This window comes from Polaribacter marinus, assembly GCF_022662535.1.
GTDB classification, from domain to species: Bacteria; Bacteroidota; Bacteroidia; order Flavobacteriales; family Flavobacteriaceae; genus Polaribacter; species Polaribacter marinus.
The window spans coordinates 26,154-44,944 of record NZ_JAKQYM010000009.1 but is presented as its reverse complement, the minus strand read 5'-3'; the positions used below and the strand labels follow the sequence as shown (position 1 = coordinate 44,944).

General features: G+C 30.2%; 22 protein-coding genes. 13 read left to right on the top strand and 9 right to left on the bottom strand.

All coding sequences use genetic code 11. The features are described 5' to 3' along the window. Window positions 1–25 precede the first annotated feature (25 nt). The 7 genes from MC378_RS12070 to lysM form a co-directional block, all read right to left on the bottom strand. Complete coding sequence (locus MC378_RS12070; protein WP_242179017.1) at window positions 26–1,525, bottom strand: GH3 auxin-responsive promoter family protein; 1,500 nt, start codon at window positions 1,523–1,525, stop codon at window positions 26–28. Further along, on the bottom strand, window positions 1,525–2,391 hold the full coding sequence (locus tag MC378_RS12065) for a M23 family metallopeptidase (protein ID WP_242179016.1): 867 nt from the start codon (window positions 2,389–2,391) through the stop codon (window positions 1,525–1,527). Before MC378_RS12065 ends, MC378_RS12070 begins: the two co-directional genes overlap by 1 nt. Window positions 2,392–2,438: 47 nt before the next feature. Then, window positions 2,439–3,020, bottom strand: a complete 582-nt coding sequence (gene nadD / locus MC378_RS12060; protein WP_242179015.1) for a nicotinate (nicotinamide) nucleotide adenylyltransferase — start codon at window positions 3,018–3,020, stop codon at window positions 2,439–2,441. 41 nt (window positions 3,021–3,061) lie between these two features. After that, window positions 3,062–3,655, bottom strand: coding sequence for a guanylate kinase (gene gmk / locus MC378_RS12055; protein ID WP_242179014.1), 594 nt, complete (start codon window positions 3,653–3,655; stop codon window positions 3,062–3,064). Beyond that, window positions 3,656–4,522, bottom strand: a complete 867-nt coding sequence (locus tag MC378_RS12050) for a YicC/YloC family endoribonuclease (protein ID WP_242179013.1) — start codon at window positions 4,520–4,522, stop codon at window positions 3,656–3,658. Window positions 4,523–4,557: 35 nt separating this feature from the next. Continuing rightward, window positions 4,558–5,454, bottom strand: coding sequence for a DMT family transporter (locus tag MC378_RS12045; protein WP_242179012.1), 897 nt, complete (start codon window positions 5,452–5,454; stop codon window positions 4,558–4,560). Window positions 5,455–5,569: 115 nt separating this feature from the next. Further along, entirely contained in the window at window positions 5,570–6,040 is a 471-nt protein-coding gene (gene lysM / locus MC378_RS12040; protein WP_242179011.1) for a peptidoglycan-binding protein LysM, read from the bottom strand. Between the two features lie 97 nt (window positions 6,041–6,137). Here lysM and upp point away from each other — a divergent pair, with 97 nt between their 5' ends. Next, on the top strand, window positions 6,138–6,791 hold the full coding sequence (upp, locus tag MC378_RS12035; RefSeq protein WP_242179010.1) for a uracil phosphoribosyltransferase: 654 nt from the start codon (window positions 6,138–6,140) through the stop codon (window positions 6,789–6,791). Here upp and MC378_RS15485 read toward each other — a convergent pair. Then, window positions 6,786–7,715 carry a DUF6427 family protein gene (locus MC378_RS15485; RefSeq protein ID WP_420851010.1) on the bottom strand — a complete coding sequence of 310 codons (930 nt, stop codon included), beginning with the start codon at window positions 7,713–7,715 and terminating at the stop codon, window positions 6,786–6,788. The two genes, upp and MC378_RS15485, sit on opposite strands and share 6 nt — an antisense overlap. 41 nt (window positions 7,716–7,756) lie before the next feature. On the opposite strand from MC378_RS15485, the gene MC378_RS12030 reads away from it, so the two are divergent. The 3 genes from MC378_RS12030 (at window position 7,757) to MC378_RS12020 (ending at window position 9,057) form a co-directional block, all read left to right on the top strand. Further along, a complete protein-coding gene (locus MC378_RS12030) occupies window positions 7,757–7,978 on the top strand; it encodes a DUF6341 family protein (protein ID WP_242179009.1) in 222 nt (73 codons plus the stop codon). A gap of 9 nt (window positions 7,979–7,987) precedes the next feature. Further along, window positions 7,988–8,659 carry a tRNA (guanosine(46)-N7)-methyltransferase TrmB gene (gene trmB / locus MC378_RS12025; protein ID WP_242179008.1) on the top strand — a complete coding sequence of 224 codons (672 nt, stop codon included), beginning with the start codon at window positions 7,988–7,990 and terminating at the stop codon, window positions 8,657–8,659. Window positions 8,660–8,727: 68 nt separating this feature from the next. Further along, entirely contained in the window at window positions 8,728–9,057 is a 330-nt protein-coding gene (locus tag MC378_RS12020; RefSeq protein WP_242179007.1) for an MGMT family protein, read from the top strand. Window positions 9,058–9,131: 74 nt separating this feature from the next. Here MC378_RS12020 and MC378_RS12015 read toward each other — a convergent pair whose 3' ends face one another. Further along, window positions 9,132–9,590: a hypothetical protein gene (locus MC378_RS12015; protein WP_242179006.1), complete on the bottom strand. Its 459-nt coding sequence runs from the start codon at window positions 9,588–9,590 to the stop codon at window positions 9,132–9,134. Window positions 9,591–9,891: 301 nt separating this feature from the next. Here MC378_RS12015 and MC378_RS12010 point away from each other — a divergent pair, with 301 nt between their 5' ends. The 9 genes from MC378_RS12010 (at window position 9,892) to MC378_RS11970 (ending at window position 18,789) form a co-directional block, all read left to right on the top strand. Beyond that, window positions 9,892–11,025: an Mrp/NBP35 family ATP-binding protein gene (locus MC378_RS12010; protein ID WP_242179005.1), complete on the top strand. Its 1,134-nt coding sequence runs from the start codon at window positions 9,892–9,894 to the stop codon at window positions 11,023–11,025. A 9-nt stretch (window positions 11,026–11,034) separates the two neighbouring features. Continuing rightward, window positions 11,035–11,271: a NifU family protein gene (locus MC378_RS12005; RefSeq protein ID WP_242179004.1), complete on the top strand. Its 237-nt coding sequence runs from the start codon at window positions 11,035–11,037 to the stop codon at window positions 11,269–11,271. 63 nt (window positions 11,272–11,334) lie between these two features. Beyond that, window positions 11,335–12,390, top strand: coding sequence for an NAD(P)/FAD-dependent oxidoreductase (locus MC378_RS12000; protein WP_242179003.1), 1,056 nt, complete (start codon window positions 11,335–11,337; stop codon window positions 12,388–12,390). Then, on the top strand, window positions 12,390–12,722 hold the full coding sequence (locus MC378_RS11995) for a 2Fe-2S iron-sulfur cluster-binding family protein (RefSeq protein ID WP_242179002.1): 333 nt from the start codon (window positions 12,390–12,392) through the stop codon (window positions 12,720–12,722). Before MC378_RS12000 ends, MC378_RS11995 begins: the two co-directional genes overlap by 1 nt. A 190-nt stretch (window positions 12,723–12,912) precedes the next feature. After that, window positions 12,913–14,082, top strand: a complete 1,170-nt coding sequence (locus MC378_RS11990; RefSeq protein WP_242179001.1) for a homogentisate 1,2-dioxygenase — start codon at window positions 12,913–12,915, stop codon at window positions 14,080–14,082. Between the two features lie 183 nt (window positions 14,083–14,265). Continuing rightward, window positions 14,266–15,429, top strand: coding sequence for a 4-hydroxyphenylpyruvate dioxygenase (gene hppD / locus MC378_RS11985; RefSeq protein ID WP_242179000.1), 1,164 nt, complete (start codon window positions 14,266–14,268; stop codon window positions 15,427–15,429). A gap of 185 nt (window positions 15,430–15,614) precedes the next feature. Further along, on the top strand, window positions 15,615–16,532 hold the full coding sequence (locus MC378_RS11980) for a tryptophan 2,3-dioxygenase family protein (RefSeq protein WP_242178999.1): 918 nt from the start codon (window positions 15,615–15,617) through the stop codon (window positions 16,530–16,532). Window positions 16,533–16,637: 105 nt separating this feature from the next. Further along, window positions 16,638–17,414, top strand: coding sequence for a DUF3108 domain-containing protein (locus MC378_RS11975; RefSeq protein WP_242178998.1), 777 nt, complete (start codon window positions 16,638–16,640; stop codon window positions 17,412–17,414). Between the two features lie 106 nt (window positions 17,415–17,520). After that, window positions 17,521–18,789, top strand: coding sequence for a peptidoglycan DD-metalloendopeptidase family protein (locus MC378_RS11970; RefSeq protein ID WP_242178997.1), 1,269 nt, complete (start codon window positions 17,521–17,523; stop codon window positions 18,787–18,789). Window positions 18,790–18,791: the final 2 nt, after the last annotated feature.

Genomic DNA, 18,791 nt, shown 5'->3' with positions numbered 1-18,791 from the left:
TCCTCCCATTTTATCTAATTTAATTTTATTCTTTTATTAAAAAATTTTCTAAAACATCTGCAATTTTTCTATTATCTGATAATTGCGGAATCTTATTCTGTCCGCCAAATTTACCAATAGATTTCATATATTCATGAAAACCACCTTTTTTAACTTTTCTAATAATTAAAGGGCGTAAAACTTTTCCTTCAATTAAATCTAAATAGTAAACATTTTGTGACTGCATAGAAGCATCAATTTTTGTGGCTAAAATTGATAAATCTTTGGGTTCGTTTTCAAACTCTATAAACCATTCATGATAAGGCAAACCACTTTCTGGGTTTACTTGTGGTGCTACCGTAAATTCACTTACATTAATGTTTGTTCCTAAAATAGCATCATTTAAAGCTTTTTCTACTTCTTTTCCTATTACATGTTCTCCAAAAGCAGAAATAAAGTGTTTTATTCTACCTGTAACTTTAATTCTATAAGGTTTTGTTGATGTAAATTCTATAGTATCTCCAATATTATATCCCCAAAGTCCTGCATTTGTATTTAAAATGATAACGTAATTGATTCCTATTTGAACATCTTTTAAAGAAATTCTATTTGGATTTTCGTTAAAAAATTCAGTAGCAGGAATAAACTCATAAAAAATTCCAGAGTCTAACTGGAGTAACATTCCTTTTTCTGTTTGAGAATCTTGATAAGCAATAAATCCTTCTGATGCAGGATATAATTCAATATAATCGATTTTTTTGCCAATTAAACTTTCAAATTTATTTTTATAAGGCTCAAAGTTAACACCTCCATAAATAAAGAAATTAAAATTTGGAAATAATTGGGAAACAGATTTTCCTGTTTTTTCAATTAATTTTTCGAAATACATTTGTACCCAAGAAGGAATTCCGCTAATAACAGACATATCTTCGTTAATGGTTTCTTCTACAATGGCATTTACTTTGGTGTCCCAATCTTCAATACAATTGGTTTCCCAACTTGGCAACCTGTTTTTTAATAAATACTGAGGCACATAATGCGCTACAATTCCACTTAATCTTCCAAGTTTTACACCGTTTTTATCTTCTAAAATAGGGCTTCCTTGAAGAAAAATCATTTTTCCATTTACAAAGCTAGCATCTTTTTTATCAACAATATAGAATAACAAAGCATTTCTGGCGGCTTTGATATGCGTTGGCATCGACTCTTTAGTAATGGGGATGTATTTAGCACCAGAAGTTGTGCCAGATGTTTTTGCAAAATAAAGAGGTTTTCCTTTCCAAAGAACATCAGATTCTCCTGCTACAATTCTATCTACATAAGATCTTAAGCCTTCGTAATCTGTAACTTTTACGCGTTTTTTAAAATCATCATAATTAGTAATGTTTTTAAAATCATGATCTTTTCCAAAGGCAGTATTCTTTGCGCTTGAAATTAATTTTTTAAAAACTTTATCCTGAGTTTTATGGGGTTTTTTAGCCCATTTTAAAACTCTTTTTGTTGCAATTTTAGCAAAAGGAATTGCAAAAACAGATTTTACGCTCATTATTTAAAATCTATAAAATTTGTTGGATTTATGGCATAACCGCCACTCCAAAGTTCGAAATGTAAATGTGGCCCTGTTGTAAGCTCTCCTGTAGAGCCAACGCTTGCAATGACCTCTCCAGATTTTACAAAATCACCTTGTTGTTTTAATAAGGTTCCATTGTGTTTGTATACAGAAATATAATCGTTGCTATGTTTTAAAATAATAACATAACCTGTTTCTGTACTCCAACCAGAAAAAAGAACGGTTCCGTCTGCAATTGCTTTTATTGGGGTACCCACTTTAGCTACAATATCCACAGCAAAGTGTTTTGTTTTGATATCAAAATTTTGAGATATTGTTCCAGAAACAGGAGCAAAAAAGACAATTTTTAAATTGCTTTTTGAGGTGTTTAAAATAGGGAAACGATCTTCACTTTCTATTTTTTCTCTAAATAAAGAATCTTCTTTTGTTGCGTTTAATTTGCTTTCATCAATAACTCTATGTCTTGCTTCTATTTGTATAGAATCGAAACTCTCTGTGTTAACTTCACCAGTTAAAATAGGTCTTAAACTATTGAGATAATTTTTAAAATATTCGAGTTCAATTTTTAAGGAATCTGCTTTAAAGGTTGCAGAAACGGCGTCTGCTTTTAATTTTGATGATGAATAGCCAGGAATATATTCTTTGATTGGTGTAAAAGCAATTAAAACAGTTGTTGCTGCAATTAATAAAATTGAAAAAAACCCGCCTAAAACAAATACGTTTAAACGAGATAATTTTAAAGAAAAACGTTCCTCAAAAGTATTTTCGTTTAAAACAACTAATCGATATTTATCTGTTAGTTTTTGTTTTAATTTTCCTTTTTTTTTATTTTTTTTAGCCAAAACTAGTTTTTGATTTTTTTCAAATATATAACGTAAAAATAGTGAAACTATTTTTTGTAAAAATTCATTTCATCTATATATTCCCAAACTTCTTTAGAGAGTAAGGGTTGTATGTTCTTTTTGTTTTTAATTCCGTTACGAATCATGGTTGATGAAATTTGTACTATTGGTGCATCAACTTTATGAATTTTTGAATGATTTGAAAATTGACTCTCTACCTTACCTTCTGCAATCCTAGGATACACATAAATATGATGATTTTCTAAAATAACTTCATAGTTTTTCCATTTATGAAAGCTTTTTAGGTTGTCTTCTCCCATAATTAAACAGAATTCATTTTCTGGATGTAGATCTGAAATATGTGCTAATGTATGTACTGTATAGTTGGGTTGAGGTAATTTAAATTCAATATTTGAGGGTTTAATTTTTGAGTAATTTTCTGTTGCTCTATAAACTAACTCAAACCTGTGATTGTTTTCTAATAGAGAACTTTTCTTTTTAAATGGATTGTGTGGCGTTACCACCATCCAAATTTCCTCTAAATCAGAATTCTCAACCATATGATTGGCAATAATTAAATGGCCAACATGAATTGGGTTAAATGTACCAAAGTATAAACCGATTTTCATTTTTTTTAAGATGATAGAAGAAAGAGGATACTCTGACTTCTTTATTCTTTATTTTTATTTAGTTCTAAAAAATCACTTACCAAATCTTCTGCTTCTTTTAAAGCATCTTCTAAGACGTAATTTTTTATGATTTTATCAAATTGTGGTGCTGTTGCAAGTTCTACAGAAGCTTTAGCAATTCGCATATTTATTTTTTCTTCGCTTTCTGTTTTGCGTTTTTTTAAACGAATTTTTAATTCATCTACACTTGGTGGTTTTACAAAAACAGATAAAGTTTCTTTTGGGTATTTTTTCTTAATTCTTAAGCCTCCAACTACATCAATATCAAAAATAACATGTTTTTTTAAAGCCCATATTCTTTCTATTTCACTCTTAAGTGTGCCATAAAAATTATCTCGATAAACTTCTTCCCATTCTAAAAACTCATCGTTTTTAATTTTGTTTTTAAATTCTTTTAGTGATATAAAATAATAATCTTTTCCATCTTTTTCAAAACCTCTTGGTTCTCTAGAGGTTGCAGATATGGAAAAGGCTAAATTAAATCTTTCTTGTTCAAGTAAATGACGAACTATGGTAGTTTTTCCGGATCCTGAAGGTGCTGAAAAAACAAATAATTTTCCTTTAAAATCTGACATTTACAATACGTTTAAAATCTGTTCTTTAATTTGCTCTAACTCATTTTTCATTTGGATAACCGCTTTTTGCATAGGTGCAAAATTTGCTTTAGATCCAGTTGTATTTATTTCTCTTCCCATTTCTTGAACAATAAACCCTAATTTTTTACCATTAGAATCTTCGGATGCCAATGTTTGTAAAAAATAATCTAAGTGATTTGCTAAACGAACTTTTTCTTCATTTATATCTAGTTTTTCTAAATAATAAATCAATTCTTGCTCAAAACGGTTCTCGTCTGTTTCTACTTTTAAGTCGTCAATTGCCTTTTTTAAGCGTGTTTTAACGTTTTCAACTCTTTCGCTATCTAAAGCTTTTACTTCTTCTAAATAGGTCTTAATATTAGCAATTCTTTCTTTAAAATCTATTTCTAAAGAAGCTGCTTCATCAATTCTGTATTGTACTATTTCTGTAATAGCAATATCTATATTTTGATTGATAAGATTCCATTCATTTTCATCTAATTCTTCACGTTCTGTTTTTAAAGCATCTGGCATTCTTACGGCCATCTTTAATAATTCAACATCGTCTGAAGTACCTGTTTGCACAACGTTTCTTAGCTGTAGCATATATTCTTTTACAACTCCATGATTTATGGTTGTAGAAGTTTCATCTGCTGTCATTTCTATAAAAATAGAGAAATCTACTTTTCCTCTAACTAGAGCAGAGGCTAGTTTTTTACGAACGTCTAATTCTTTTTCTTTGTAATAAGAAGGAATTCTAACGTTTAAATCTAAGTTTTTACTGTTTAAAGATTTTATTTCTATAGTTACTTTTTTTGTTGGTAACTGTAATACAGATTTTCCATAACCTGTCATAGATTGAATCATACAATCGTGATTTTAAATGAGTTGCAAATATAGCTTTATTTCGTAGATTTTTCTACTTGTTTAGTAACCAAATATACACCTAAGAAGATAAGTAGAGTAGCGCAAATTTTAACAAGATTTAAAGAATCGCTACCTACAATTAATGCATAAATAGTAGCAATTACGGGTTGTAAATAAATAAAAACGCTTACAGTTGTAGGTTTTAATTTTGATAAACCATATAAATTAAAAAGATAGGTAATACAAGAAGTGAAAATAACCACAAAGCCAATATTCCAATAAATATTAGAAGGAATTTCTTGCCAAACAATTTCGGTTAATTCTCCATATCCAAAAGGAATTACAAAAAACAATCCAAATAAATACAGCCATTTTACAAAAACAACAGGATGGTATTTGGAAATAAGATTTTTAGCCAACACCAGGTACAAACCGTAAGATGCTGCATTTATGAATACTAAAAAATTTCCCCAATTACTATTTGTATTATTCCCTTCAGCAGAATTTCCATAAGTAATTAATAAAATAGTACCAACTAAGCCTATAAATACACCTAAAATTCTTTGTTTTCCAATTGCTTTTTTTATCAAAATGCTAGAAAAAACAAGTACCATTATTGGCGAGGTTACCATCATTACAGAGGCACTTATTGGTGTTGTTAAGCTTAAGCCTTTAAAAAAAGCAAGCATATTTAAAGTAATACCAAAAAAGGAAGCTAGTAATATTTTTTTATAATCTCCTTTATCTATTTTTTTAGATCTTACAAACAAACCAACAGTCCAAAATACCAACGTTGCTCCAGAAACTCTTAATAAAATAAAAGCATAAGGCTTAACATAAGTAGGCATTACATCTTTGGCAATGGTAAAAGTTACTCCGTAGATTAACGTAGCTATAGAAACGGCAATTAATGCTAATGTTCTTTGGTTCATTAGAAAATAGACTCTAAAATTAGAGTGCAAAGTTGGTGATAAAATTTAAATTTATCGCATAAAAAAGAGTTTCAAAAACTTGAAACTCTTTTCACTTTGGTTGATTAACTTTTGGTTAGTCCACTAAAGGTGGAATTCTTAAAACCTGACCAGGGTAAATTTTATCTGGATGTGATAACATAGGTTTGTTTGCTTCAAAAATTACAGGATACTTCATTGCGTTTCCATAATATTCTTTTGCAATTTTACCTAATGTATCTCCGCTTTCTACTGTGTGAAATTGCGCCATTGCAGCCTCTTCAATTTCTTCAACTTCTGCAACAGACATATTGTCTTCTACAGAAGCAACACCGTTTGTATTACCAACCACTAAAACAACTTTTTCTTTTGTTGCTAAATCTGAAGCTTCTCCCCATACTTTTACAGCATCATCATTTACCTCTATAGATAAATCTGTAACTTCTAATTCTAGATTTGTGATGGCATTTCTTAACTGCATTGATTTTTCAGCATTTTCTTCTTCGGTTGTTTTTCCTATACCAAAGACTTTTGCTCCTGCATTTTTAATGAATGAAAATATTCCCATTTTTTTGATTTTTGTTATTAATTAATATTGATTTTTTGTGTGTACAAGATACATCTTTTATGCAATTAGTTTACATTTGTTTTCTAATTTTAGAAAAATGACAATCCATTATCTTGCAGAAGAAAATTCAATTCTTAATAAATTTATAGCAGAAATTAGAGATGTTTCAATCCAAAAAGATTCTTTACGTTTTCGAAGAAATATTGAAAGAATAGGAGAGGTTTTAGGATATGAACTAAGTAAAAACTTAACTTTTACAGATGTAGAAGTTACTACTCCTTTGGGAAATAAAACAATAAGTCTACCTAAAAAAGATGTTGTTTTATGCTCTATATTAAGAGCAGGACTCCCATTGCACCAAGGCTTGTTAAATTATTTTGATGATGCCGAAAATGCATTTATTTCTGCGTACCGTCATCACCCTAATAATAATGAAGAATTTGAAATTGTTGTAGAATATTTTGCATCTCCTGCGATTGAAGGTAAAACAATGTTATTAGCCGACCCAATGTTAGCCACAGGTCAATCTTTAGTAGCGGTTTATGAAGCTATAAAAAAGTATGGCACCCCTAAAGAAATTCATATTGTTGCTGTTATTGGTTCTACAGAAGGAATCTCCTTTATTAAAGACAAGTTTCCGGAGAATACACATTTATGGATAGCAGCTATTGATGATAATTTGAATGATAAGGGTTATATCGTTCCTGGTTTAGGAGATGCTGGGGATTTAGCTTTTGGAACTAAGTTATAAGAAAAAAGTACAAAGTATAAAACTTAATAAAAGCATATAAATTACACTGTTTTTAAAAAGATTGTTTTTTATTAATTCTAATCCATTTGCTAAAATAACGGATACAGGAAATATTAAAAAAGCAATTTTATCTTCATTATTGCTTCCTAAAATAATAAAAAACACAGTAGTTATTAGGAGATGGAAAATAAGTAAAAGCCAACTTTTTTTAAAAATATTATTTACACTTAAAGCTTTTGGGGTTTTTATTAGAACAGACATAAAAGTTAGTGTGAAAATGATTAAAAGTAACCAGGTGTACTTGCTTTTTATGAGGAATTCTTCTGTAAAATCAATTTTAAAAGTAAATAGAGCAATAAAATCTTCAGTATTGTCATACCAAAAACAATAAGAAAAATAAAGTATTACTGGGGTAATAAAACCGATAACAGGTGTTAAAAGTGTTGTAATAGTAATTTTTTGATATAAAAAAATAGCACTAAAAATTAACACCCCAAAGATTAAGAAATAGGGGTCTATTATAAAACTTACTCCAAGCCAAAAACCACTGTCAAATAGTTTTTGAATAATTTTTCTTGAAGAGTGGAAACTATAAATTTTTCTTAGTAGTAGAAAGTGTAATAGTATTAAAATCAATACATTACTACTAAGTATTTCGGGAAGTATGCATGATAATAAAATGGTAAAAAAAAAGAAAGCATAAGAATTATCGTATGTCAAATTATTTTTAGAAACAATAAAATTGTAAAAGAAAAAAAGACTTAAAAGGATACCTAAATACAAGCAACTATTTAGCAATTTATCCAAGGAAAAACTACCTGCTAACACGGTTGAAAAAGAAACACGACAAAACCCTAAAAAAAATAAACTCAACAAAACAATAAAATTGATGGGTTTTGATTTGTTTAAAAAATTGGCTAGCATTGTTTCTTTTGTTATTTTTGCAACGTAAAGATAATTAAGTTATGATAGCAAGCAATATTTTTAGATGGATTGGTAGTTTATTTACTGATTTTTTATTTGTTCCTTTTAAGTGGTTACGATTAAATGTAGCCTTATCTGATGCAGGTTGGTGGACATCTAATGCAATAAATTGGGGTTTTTTAGTAGTACTTTTAGTTTTATTTGCTTATTGGATGAAAGAATCTCGTAAGTTTTTAAAAGAAGGAACTGAAGACAGAGCATAATTTTACACTTTGGGAAGCAAAAACAAACTAAAACGTTTCAAAGAAAATGAAACGTTCAAAAATGTCATTCAACCAACAAGAGAAGAGGTTTTAAATAATTTTTCTCTAAAAGGGAAGTGGCATTCTTTTTTTGATAATAAAAATCCAATTGTTTTAGAATTAGGTTGTGGTAAAGGAGAGTACACTATTGCCTTGGCTCAAAAAAATCCGGATAAAAACTTTATAGGTATAGATATTAAAGGTGCTCGTTTTTGGAGAGGGGCAAAAACTGCAATTGAAGAAAATTTAGAAAATGTGGCTTTTGTTAGAACTCAAATTGAGTTGGTAGATTTTATTTTTGAAGAAAATGAAGTTGATGAAATTTGGATAACTTTTCCAGACCCACAAATTAAATATCAGCGTACTAAACATAGAATGACAAATACCCAATTCTTAAAAAAATATAATCATATTTTAAAAGAAGATGGTATTATGAACTTAAAAACTGACAGCGAATTTATGCACGGTTATACTTTAGGTTTATTACATGGGGAAGGTCATGAAATTTTACACGCTAATCATAATGTTTATCATAACGAAGGCGCTCCAGAAGAAGTAACTTCTACACAAACTTTCTACGAAAAACAATATTTAGAAAAAGGAAAACCAATTACTTATATTCGTTTTAAGTTAAAGTATTAGTTTTTTAAAGAATCCTTTGTTTAGATTTAGAGCATTTATTATAATTCGAAACAAGCTATCTTTACTTTGTGAAAAAAACTGAAAATTTTTTTGAAAAAACATATGAGGTTGCTCGTTTAATTCCTTTTGGAAAAGTAACTAGTTACGGAGCAATTGCCACTTACTTAGGTACAGCAAGATCTGCAAGAATGGTTGGTTGGGCTATGAATAAAGCACATGATTTAGAAGATGTTCCTGCGCATAGAGTTGTAAATAGAAAAGGGATCCTAACAGGGAAACATCATTTTGATGGTACAAACCTCATGCAACAATTATTAGAAAATGAAGGAGTTGTTGTGGTAGAAAATCAGATTCAAAATTTTGATAAAATCTTCTGGAACCCTATGGATGAGTTGTAGCTTTTTTATTTCTTAATAATAAAAAAGCCTATCACTTAAATGATAGGCTTGTGTTTTATTGTTTTAAGAAAGTTTTATTCTTCAAGAAGATCGTCATCTACTTTTTTAAATTTTCCTGTCCAAGATAAATCTTGTAAATCAGATTTATAATAATACTTATTACCTTTAACCTTTGTTATTTTAGTGTTTAACGTTGTTCCTGCTTTAAAAGGAATGTTTTTCTTTTTTAAATCTACAATTGTAAGTGTATACTCATCTTCAGATGTCCAGTTGATTTTAGCTTTTATAAATTCATTATTTGGGTAATACTCTGTGTAGTAGTCTCCTTTAATAGAAACAATAACGTCATTAGAGCCTAATCTGTAGGTGTAGGTACCTTCTTTTAGAGCAGTGTTTGTAATTACTGTGTCACTAGAGTAGGTTACCTGAGTGTCTCTTTCTGAAGTAGTCATTGCAATGTCTTGACTATAAAAATTGATTGTGGTTGCTAAGAATAAGATTGCAATACCGAATGTTTTAATTGTATTTTTCATAATTGGGGGATTAAGTGTTTTTCAAATGTAAGAAAAATTTTATTATTATTTTCATAAAAAATATTTATAATGTTAAATTTATGTCAATAAAATGTATTTAAAATATGAATAATTCATATAAATACATAAACATATGTGAGAATAATTCAATTTAGTATAGGTTGTTTTTATTCAGTTTTTGCCAAACCTTATAATAAGTAGTGCCTATTCGCTGATAAATATTCAATATCTAAACGCTTTATTTTCTAATGACTAAAATGTATCTTTGGAATTTAGAATTAATCCTAATTAAAATCTCGAAATGAGTTTTAAAAAACAAGATATATACAAAGCGTTAGAAACTATTACTGCGCCAGGAGAAGGTAAAAGCTTAATAGAAAACAATAATGTAACAAATGTTGTAACCTTTGGTAACGAAGTAATTGTAGATGTTACTATTAGTAATCCAACATTACAGGCAAAAAAGAAAATAGAAACAGAAATTTCAAAAGCAATTCACACAAATATTGATAAAAATATTACTGTAAAAGTGAATGTAAAGGTTGTAGCTTCTGCTCCGAAAGAGAATCCTAATCAAATTAGGGGAAAAGAAATTCCTAATATTAAAAACATTATAGCCATAGCCTCAGGAAAAGGCGGGGTTGGAAAATCGACAATTACAGCTAATACAGCTATCTCTTTAGCTAAAATGGGTTTTAATGTTGGTGTTTTAGATGCTGACGTTTACGGGCCATCACAGCATTTAATGTTTGATGTAGAAAGAGCAAAACCACTTTCTGTAAATGTAAACGGGCGTTCTAAAATGAAACCTGTAGAAAATTACGGGGTAAAATTACTGTCTTTAGGGTTTTTTACAAATCCAGATCAAGCAGTAATTTGGCGTGGACCAATGGCTTCTAAAGCATTAAATCAATTAATTTTTGATGCAGATTGGGGTGAATTAGATTTTCTTTTAATTGACTTACCTCCCGGAACAGGAGATGTACATTTATCAATTGTACAAGCGCTACCAATTAATGGTGCTGTAGTAGTAAGTACACCGCAAAATATTGCTTTAGCAGATGCTAAAAAAGGAGTTGCAATGTTTCAGCAAGAAAGTATTAATGTGCCAGTTTTAGGAATTATAGAAAATATGGCATACTTTACACCAGAAGAATTACCAGAGAATAAATATTATATCTTTGGTAAAGACGGGGCAAAAAACCTAGCAGAAGATATTAAAACAAAGTTCTTAGGAGAAATTCCTTTAGTACAAAGTATTCGTGAAGCTGGTGATGTTGGGCATCCTGTTGCTTTGCAAGAAGGAACTATTTTAGAAAATTCTTTTAAAGATATCACTAAAGAAATGGTTTCAGAATTATTAAAAAGAAACGCAAATCTACCACCAACAGAAGTAGTAAGAATAACTACAATGAGTGGCTGTAGCACAAAATAAACTTGATTTATGACAGCAGAAGAAACATTAAACAATGTTGAAAAGGCATTAGATGAAATTCGTCCTTTTTTAATGAGTGATGGAGGGAACATCAAACTACTTTCTATAGAAGACTCTATTGTAAAAGTACAATTAGAAGGCGCTTGTACAGGTTGTTCTGTAAATCAAATGACTTTAAAAAATGGTGTTGAAGCTACTATTAAAAAGTATGCGCCTCAAATAGAAGAAGTAATTAATGTTTTATAACTGATAAAAGTCAGTTTTTATTTAAATATCTACCTTTATTTTTACTCGATTTTTAAGAACAGAATGATTACAACAGATATACTAATTATAGGAGCAGGACCAACAGGGTTATTTACGGTTTTTGAAGCTGGTTTGTTAAAATTACGTTGCCATTTAATAGATGCTTTACCGCAACCTGGAGGGCAATGTTCAGAAATTTATCCTAAGAAACCCATATATGATATTCCTGCATATCCAGAAATTTTAGCAGGAGATTTAACAGGAAAATTAATGGAGCAAATTAAGCAATTTGAACCAGGATTTACCTTAGGAGAACGTGCAGAAACAATTGAAAAACAAGAAGACGAAACCTTTATTGTTACTACCAATAAAGGTACAAAACATCAAGCAAAAGTTGTTGCAATTGCTGGTGGATTAGGTTCTTTTGAGCCTAGAAAACCACCAATTCCAAACATCGTAAATTTTGAAGATAAAGGTGTAGAGTACATGATTCGAGAGCCAGAAATGTACCGTAATAAAAAAGTAGTTATTTCTGGAGGAGGAGACTCTGCTTTAGATTGGTCTATTTTCTTAACCGACATCGCAGCTGAGGTTACATTAATTCATAGAAGAAATGAATTTAGAGGCGCTTTAGATTCTGTTGAAAAAGTACAAGAATTAAAAGATGCAGGTAAAATTAAAATGATAACACCTGCGGAAGTTAAAGGAATTATTGGTAAAGATAAAGTAGAAGGAGTTTCTGTTGTTCAAAATGGTGGAGAAGAATTTACGATAGAAACAGATCATTTTATTCCTCTATTTGGATTGTCACCAAAGTTGGGTCCCATTGCAAATTGGGGATTAGAGATAGAGAAAAATGCTATTAAAGTAGATAACGCATTAGACTATCAAACTAATATACCAGGAATTTACGCTATTGGAGATGTAAATACCTATCCAGGAAAATTAAAGTTAATCCTTTGTGGCTTCCATGAAGCAACGTTGATGTGTCAAAGTGCATTTCAACGAATTTTCCCTGATAAGAAATACGTAATGAAATATACAACGGTAGGTGGTGTAGATGGTTTTGATGGAACCAGAAAAGAAGCACCGAAAGCAGTTGTTAAGAAAATAGACTAATGAATCCAGATATCACTATAAAAGTAACAGATAGGGAAGGAACACTTCACGAAATTCTTGCGCCAACAGATATGGCCATGAATTTAATGGAAGTGGTACGTTCTTACGAATTAGCTCCAGAAGGAACCATTGGTATTTGTGGCGGAATGGCAATGTGTGCATCTTGTCAGTGTTATGTTAAATCGGATCACGAATTGCCAGAAATGGGAATTGACGAAGATATGATGTTAGCAGAAGCTTTTCACGTTCAAGACAATAGTAGATTGGGTTGTCAAATAGCGATTACTCCAGAACTTGATGGGTTAGAAATAGAACTAGCTCCAGAAAGTTAAAAATCATTGAAACTTTCTGTATATTTGTAGAGCTAGCAATTTTAAAGCTCTAAAAAAATGTATTTAGACTTACTATCACATTTAAAATTTTTGATAAAACGCAATCCAGAATGATGAACATCTTGTTGTTATCCTGAACTTGTTTAGGATCTCTTTTATCAAGTAAAAGTTGAATCATTAAATAAAAAACATGCCTTTTTATCATAAATTAGGAGAAATTCCACCCAAAAGACACACGCAATTTCGTAAAAAAGACGGAAGTTTATATTACGAACAATTGTTTGGTACTATTGGTTTCGACGGAATGTCTACCAATTCGTATCACGAGCACAGACCCACAATGGTCAAAGAAATTCGTAAACAGTATTCTGTAAAACCAAAAATAGCGAAAGCTAATAATATACAATCGTATCGTTTTCGTGGATTTCAAGTCCCACCAGAAAATGATTATTTAGAAAGCAGAAAAGTTGTTTTAACCAACTCTGATTGTAATATTATTCTATCAGCACCAAAACAATCTACCAAAGATTATTTTTATAAGAATACAGATGCAGACGAAGTTATTTTTATACATAAAGGAACCGGAAAGTTAAGAACACACCTCGGAAATATCAATTTTAAATACGGAGATTATTTAGTAATTCCTCGTGGAATTATTTACAAATTAGATTTCGATGACGAACATAATCGCCTTTTTATCGTTGAATCGTACTCGCCAGTGTACACGCCAAAACGTTATAGAAATTGGTTTGGTCAATTATTAGAGCACTCACCTTTTTGTGAAAGAGATTTACGTCGTCCAGAGGAATTAGAAACCTATGATGAGTTAGGAGATTTCTTAATCAAAGTAAAAAAACAAGGTGAAATTATAGAAATGATTTATGCTTCACATCCTTTTGATGTGGTAGGATACGATGGTTATAATTTTCCATACGCATTTTCAATTCATGATTTTGAACCTATTACAGGACGCATTCATCAACCACCACCAGTACATCAAACTTTTGAAACCAATGCCTTTGTAATTTGCAGTTTTGTGCCGCGTTTGTACGATTATCATCCAAACTCAATTCCTGCACCCTACAATCACAGTAATATCGATTCTGATGAGGTTTTATACTATGTAGATGGCGATTTTATGAGTAGAAATGATATCGATCAAGGTCATATTTCCTTGCATCCAGCAGGAATTCCACATGGTCCACACCCAGGTGCAACAGAACGCAGTATTGGTCATACAAAAACTGAAGAATTAGCTGTTATGGTAGATACTTTTAAGCCTTTAATGGTTACAGAAGAAGCAATGAAAATTGCCGATGAAGAGTATTATAAATCTTGGTTGGAAGAAAATAAACATTAGAAGCTATTTCCTGCTTTTCGCTATATTTTTTTAATTTTATTCTCGATACAAATTTGAAAAAAAGCAAATTCACTCGAACTGACAATTAAAAAGAATGCCGCTACAATCAGGGTTAAATAGATTAATAATCAAATAGTTAACAGCTATATTAAGCCTTTTTATAAGGTCAAAAAACAAAACATCATGAGTAAAAAAGAAATAAAATCAGTAAACTACGGTTTAGAAAAAATATTTGAAGGAGCACAAGATTTCCTTCCATTACTAGGAACAGATTACGTTGAGTTTTACGTTGGTAACGCAAAACAAGCAGCGCATTTTTATAAAACAGCATTCGGTTTTCAATCGCATGCGTATCGTGGATTAGAAACGGGTTCTAAAGATTCGGTGAGTTATGTGTTAACACAAGACAAAATAAAGTTGATGCTAACAACTCCATTAAATAGCAAATCGCCAATTAACGATCATATTGTAAAACATGGTGATGGTGTGAAAATTGTTGCGCTTTGGGTAGAAGATGCAAGAAAAGCATATGAAGAAACAACTTCTCGAGGAGCAAAATCTTATATGGAACCAACTGTAGAAACAGACGAACATGGAGAGGTAGTAAGAGCAGGAATTTACACCTACGGAGAAACAGTACACATGTTTGTAGAGCGTAAAAATTATAACGGCGCTTTTTTACCAGGCTTCCAAAAATGGGAATCGGATTACAATCCACCAACTGCAGGTTTAAAATATATAGACCACATGGTTGGTAATGTTGGTTGGAATCAAATGGATGTTTGGGTAAAATGGTATGAAGATGTTATGGGGTTTGAGAATTTCTTGTCTTTTGATGACAAGCAAATTCACACAGAATACTCTGCATTAATGAGTAAAGTAATGTCTAACGGAAATGGTAGAATTAAATTTCCAATAAACGAACCTGCAAAAGCAGCAAAACGTTCTCAAATTGAAGAATATTTAGACTTTTATGAAGGTGCAGGTGTACAACATATTGCCGTTGCCACAGATGATATTATCAAAACTGTCTCTCAATTAAAAGCAAATGGTGTAGAATTTTTATCTACACCACCAGAAGAATACTATAAATCAGTTCCTGGAAGATTAGAAGAATTTAGTCATGAATTAGGAGAAGATATCGAAAAGTTAAAAGGTTTGGGTATTATGATTGATGCTGATGAAGAAGGGTATTTATTACAAATATTTACCAAACCGATAGAAGACAGGCCAACATTGTTTTTTGAAATTATTCAAAGAATGGGGGCAAGAGGTTTTGGAGCAGGAAACTTTAAAGCTTTGTTTGAATCGATAGAAAGAGAGCAAGAAAAAAGAGGAACCTTATAGAAAAATAGAATTAAGACCTTAGAGCCAAGAAATAAGAATACATTTCTTTTTTCTTGGTTCTTTTTTACCTTCTTAAAAAGGGAAATATGGATAAAGACTTTAAAAACATAAAATCACCTTTCTCATAAAATATACTTTTTATAATAGTATAGAAAAAGTAAATTTTAATAATATAAAATATCAAAATGAGTAAAGACGAGATTTTAAAAGCCTTAGAAGAAAAGTATGAAAAACTTGGAGTTCCTTTAGATTCTATGCTAGAAGGATTGCTTTGGAGTACGCCAATTACTTATTGGGATTATATCCAAACAGATGCACTTTTAGGATTGCAAACCCCTAGAACAACACAACCAGATGAAATGGTGTTTATTATGTATCATCAGGTTAATGAATTGTTGTTTAAAATGATTTTGTGGGAAATTGATCAAGTAGCTAAACCTATAGATATTTCAGCAGATAGATTCTCGATGCATTTAATGAGAATTAGTAGGTATTTTGATATGTTGTGTAGTTCTTTTACGGTAATGGGAGATGGAATGGAAAAAGAGCAATATTTGAAATTTAGAAATACGTTAACTCCTGCTAGTGGATTTCAATCTGCTCAATATAGAAAAATTGAATTTGCTTCTACAGAACTAATTAACCTAATTGATGTTAGGTATAGAGATACTATAGATAGAAATTCATCATTTAAAAACGCATATGATCATTTGTATTGGCAAGCAGCAGGAGTAAATCATAAAACAGGAAAAAAATCAACCTTAATAAAACTTTTTGATAAAAAGTATATGGGAGATTTTATAGATTTTATGGAAGATTATAATGATTGTAATTTATCTAAAAAATTTAAGCAATTGCCAAAAGAGGTTCAAGAAAACGAAGAGTTAATCAAGGCAATGCGTCATTACGATCATACGGTAAATGTAAAATGGACTTTAGCTCATTATCATGCTGCGGGCAAGTATTTAGGAGGAGATGAGAAAGAACTTGAAGCAACAGGAGGAAGTAGTTGGCGTAAGTATTTACATCCAAAATACCAACGAAGAATTTTTTATCCATACTTATGGAGCAAAGAAGAAATAGAAACTTGGGGTACGTTTTAGTATATTAAATAATAGTTAAAAAGACATTTACAAGCTGCTTGTAAATGTCTTTTTTTCATTTTGGAACGGTAATTGTCATTACTTTTTTATAAGTTTGGTTTTCCTATGAAAAAATATATCGTAACAATTTTAGTTTTAGTACTAACTTTTTCTGTACTTGGTCAAGAAAAAAAACAAGCTTTTAAAGGTGGAGAATGGTTGCGTTATAAAATGAGTTATAGTGGCTTTTTAAGAGCAGGAACTGCCATTTTAGAAGTAAAAGAGAGAGGTTTTAACGGAAAAAGAGTTTTTCATACAAAAGGTAGTGGTTGGACTTCTGGTATGATAAAATGGTTTTTTAAGGTAGATGATGTCTATGAGTCTTTCTTTGATAAAGATACTATCAAACCCTATCAATTTAGAAGGAAAATAGATGAAGGAGGTTATAAAAAACACAGAATAACATCATTTAATTACAAAACAAAAAAAGCATACGTTCAAGATTTTATCAAACAAAAAGATACTTCTGTTGCTTTTGTCAATGTTCAAGATATGCTTTCTTCCTTTTATTATTTAAGAAATCAAAATTTAGATACATTAAAAGAAGGAGAAGAAATTTCTATAGATATGTTTATGGATTCTCAGATATATCCTTTTAAGCTTCGATTTTTAGGAAGAGAGGTTTTAAGAACTAAATTTGGACAAGTCAATTCTTTAATTTTTAGACCATTGGTTCAATCTGGAAGAGTTTTTAAAGCACAAGAAAGTGTAACTATCTGGATAACAGACGATGAGAATAAAATTCCAATTAAAATGAAAGCATCCCTTTCTGTTGGTTCTTTAAGAGCAGAACTAGAAGCTTACAAAGGTTTAGCAAATCCATTTAGAAAAAAAGAAGATTAAATTTAGAAAACTTTAACGAAACCGTTATAGGAACTTCATCAAATAGATTAAAAATAAATCAATTTTATTTGTACTTTTGAAAGCTACACCTAATAGTTTAAGTTTCTTGAAAAATACAACACTCCTTTTAGTTCTAATTCTATCTTTTTTATCGTGCAAGAAAGATGAAATAAAACCCATAATTGTTCCGAAAATAGAAAAAAAACCAGAATACAGGTACGGGTATAAAATTGAAAATTTTAAAGTAATTCAAGACACTATTAAAAGCGGAGAAAGTTTTGGAGCAATTTTAGACAGACATCATGTTTATTACCCAAAAATAAATAAAATTGCAAGTTCAATAAAAGATGTTTTTGATGTTAGAAGAGTTAGAGCCGGTAAGCCTTACACAATTTTAGCAAGTAAAGATTCTCTAGAAGAAGCAAAAGTTTTTATTTATAAAGACAATAAGATTAAAGCTACCGTTGTCGATTTTTCTGACTCTATAATTAAAGCACACACCTACTTACAACCTATAAAAACAATAGAGAGAATTGTAGAAGGAAAAATTTATTCTAATTTTTCTAACTCTATGGACAGCTTACATTTATCAGCAAATTTAATGTATGAAATTGCAGATATTTACGCCTGGACTTTAGATTTTTACAAACTTCAAAAAGGAGATACCTTTAAATTGATATTTGAAGAGAAGTATATTAAAGATTCTCTTTTTGCAGGTTATGGAAAAGTAAAAGCTGCTTATTTTAAACATAATGGAGTAGATTTATATGCTTTTAGATTTATAGCGGACTCTGTACAAGGAATTCCAGAATACTATAATGAAAAAGGAGATATGTTGCGTAGTCAGTTTTTAAAATCACCTATAAAATTTCAATATAGAATTTCTTCTAGGTATAATTTAAAAAGAAGAATTGCATATTATGGTAATAGAATTAAACCTCACAGAGGTACAGATTTTGCTGCAAATATTGGTACTGAAATTTTAGCTACAGCAAGTGGAACTGTAATTAAATCTGAAAGAAGAGGTGGGAATGGAAATTATGTAAAAATAAAACACAACAATACCTATTCTACTCAGTATTTACATATGAAAAAACGTAAAGTTAAAAAAGGACAATACGTAAAACAAGGAGATGTAATTGGTTGGGTAGGAATGACAGGAAATACAGGAGGGCCACACGTTTGTTATCGTTTCTGGAAAAATGGTAGAGAAGTAGATCCTTTTAAACAAAAATTACCAGCGGCAGAACCTTTAAAGAAAAGTTTAAAACCAAAATATTTAGAGTTTATTAAAACCCTTAAATATCAATTGGATTACAAACAACTAGAGGTTCCAGAACCAAAAATAATTACAAAAGAAATTGTACAAAATTAAAA

Coding starts and splice junctions, on each gene's coding strand:
- gmk (WP_242179014.1), bottom strand. CDS start 3,655: ATGTCAGATTTTAAAGGAAAATTATTTGTTTTTTCAGCACCTTCAGGA.
- hppD (WP_242179000.1), top strand. CDS start 14,266: ATGAGTAAAAAAGAAATAAAATCAGTAAACTACGGTTTAGAAAAAATA.
- upp (WP_242179010.1), top strand. CDS start 6,138: ATGACAATCCATTATCTTGCAGAAGAAAATTCAATTCTTAATAAATTT.
- MC378_RS15485 (WP_420851010.1), bottom strand. CDS start 7,715: ATGCTAGCCAATTTTTTAAACAAATCAAAACCCATCAATTTTATTGTT.
- nadD (WP_242179015.1), bottom strand. CDS start 3,020: ATGAAAATCGGTTTATACTTTGGTACATTTAACCCAATTCATGTTGGC.
- MC378_RS12000 (WP_242179003.1), top strand. CDS start 11,335: ATGATTACAACAGATATACTAATTATAGGAGCAGGACCAACAGGGTTA.
- MC378_RS11980 (WP_242178999.1), top strand. CDS start 15,615: ATGAGTAAAGACGAGATTTTAAAAGCCTTAGAAGAAAAGTATGAAAAA.
- MC378_RS12050 (WP_242179013.1), bottom strand. CDS start 4,522: ATGATTCAATCTATGACAGGTTATGGAAAATCTGTATTACAGTTACCA.
- MC378_RS12030 (WP_242179009.1), top strand. CDS start 7,757: ATGATAGCAAGCAATATTTTTAGATGGATTGGTAGTTTATTTACTGAT.
- MC378_RS11990 (WP_242179001.1), top strand. CDS start 12,913: ATGCCTTTTTATCATAAATTAGGAGAAATTCCACCCAAAAGACACACG.
- MC378_RS11995 (WP_242179002.1), top strand. CDS start 12,390: ATGAATCCAGATATCACTATAAAAGTAACAGATAGGGAAGGAACACTT.
- MC378_RS12015 (WP_242179006.1), bottom strand. CDS start 9,590: ATGAAAAATACAATTAAAACATTCGGTATTGCAATCTTATTCTTAGCA.
- MC378_RS12005 (WP_242179004.1), top strand. CDS start 11,035: ATGACAGCAGAAGAAACATTAAACAATGTTGAAAAGGCATTAGATGAA.
- MC378_RS12045 (WP_242179012.1), bottom strand. CDS start 5,454: ATGAACCAAAGAACATTAGCATTAATTGCCGTTTCTATAGCTACGTTA.
- MC378_RS11975 (WP_242178998.1), top strand. CDS start 16,638: ATGAAAAAATATATCGTAACAATTTTAGTTTTAGTACTAACTTTTTCT.
- MC378_RS12070 (WP_242179017.1), bottom strand. CDS start 1,525: ATGAGCGTAAAATCTGTTTTTGCAATTCCTTTTGCTAAAATTGCAACA.
- lysM (WP_242179011.1), bottom strand. CDS start 6,040: ATGGGAATATTTTCATTCATTAAAAATGCAGGAGCAAAAGTCTTTGGT.
- MC378_RS12010 (WP_242179005.1), top strand. CDS start 9,892: ATGAGTTTTAAAAAACAAGATATATACAAAGCGTTAGAAACTATTACT.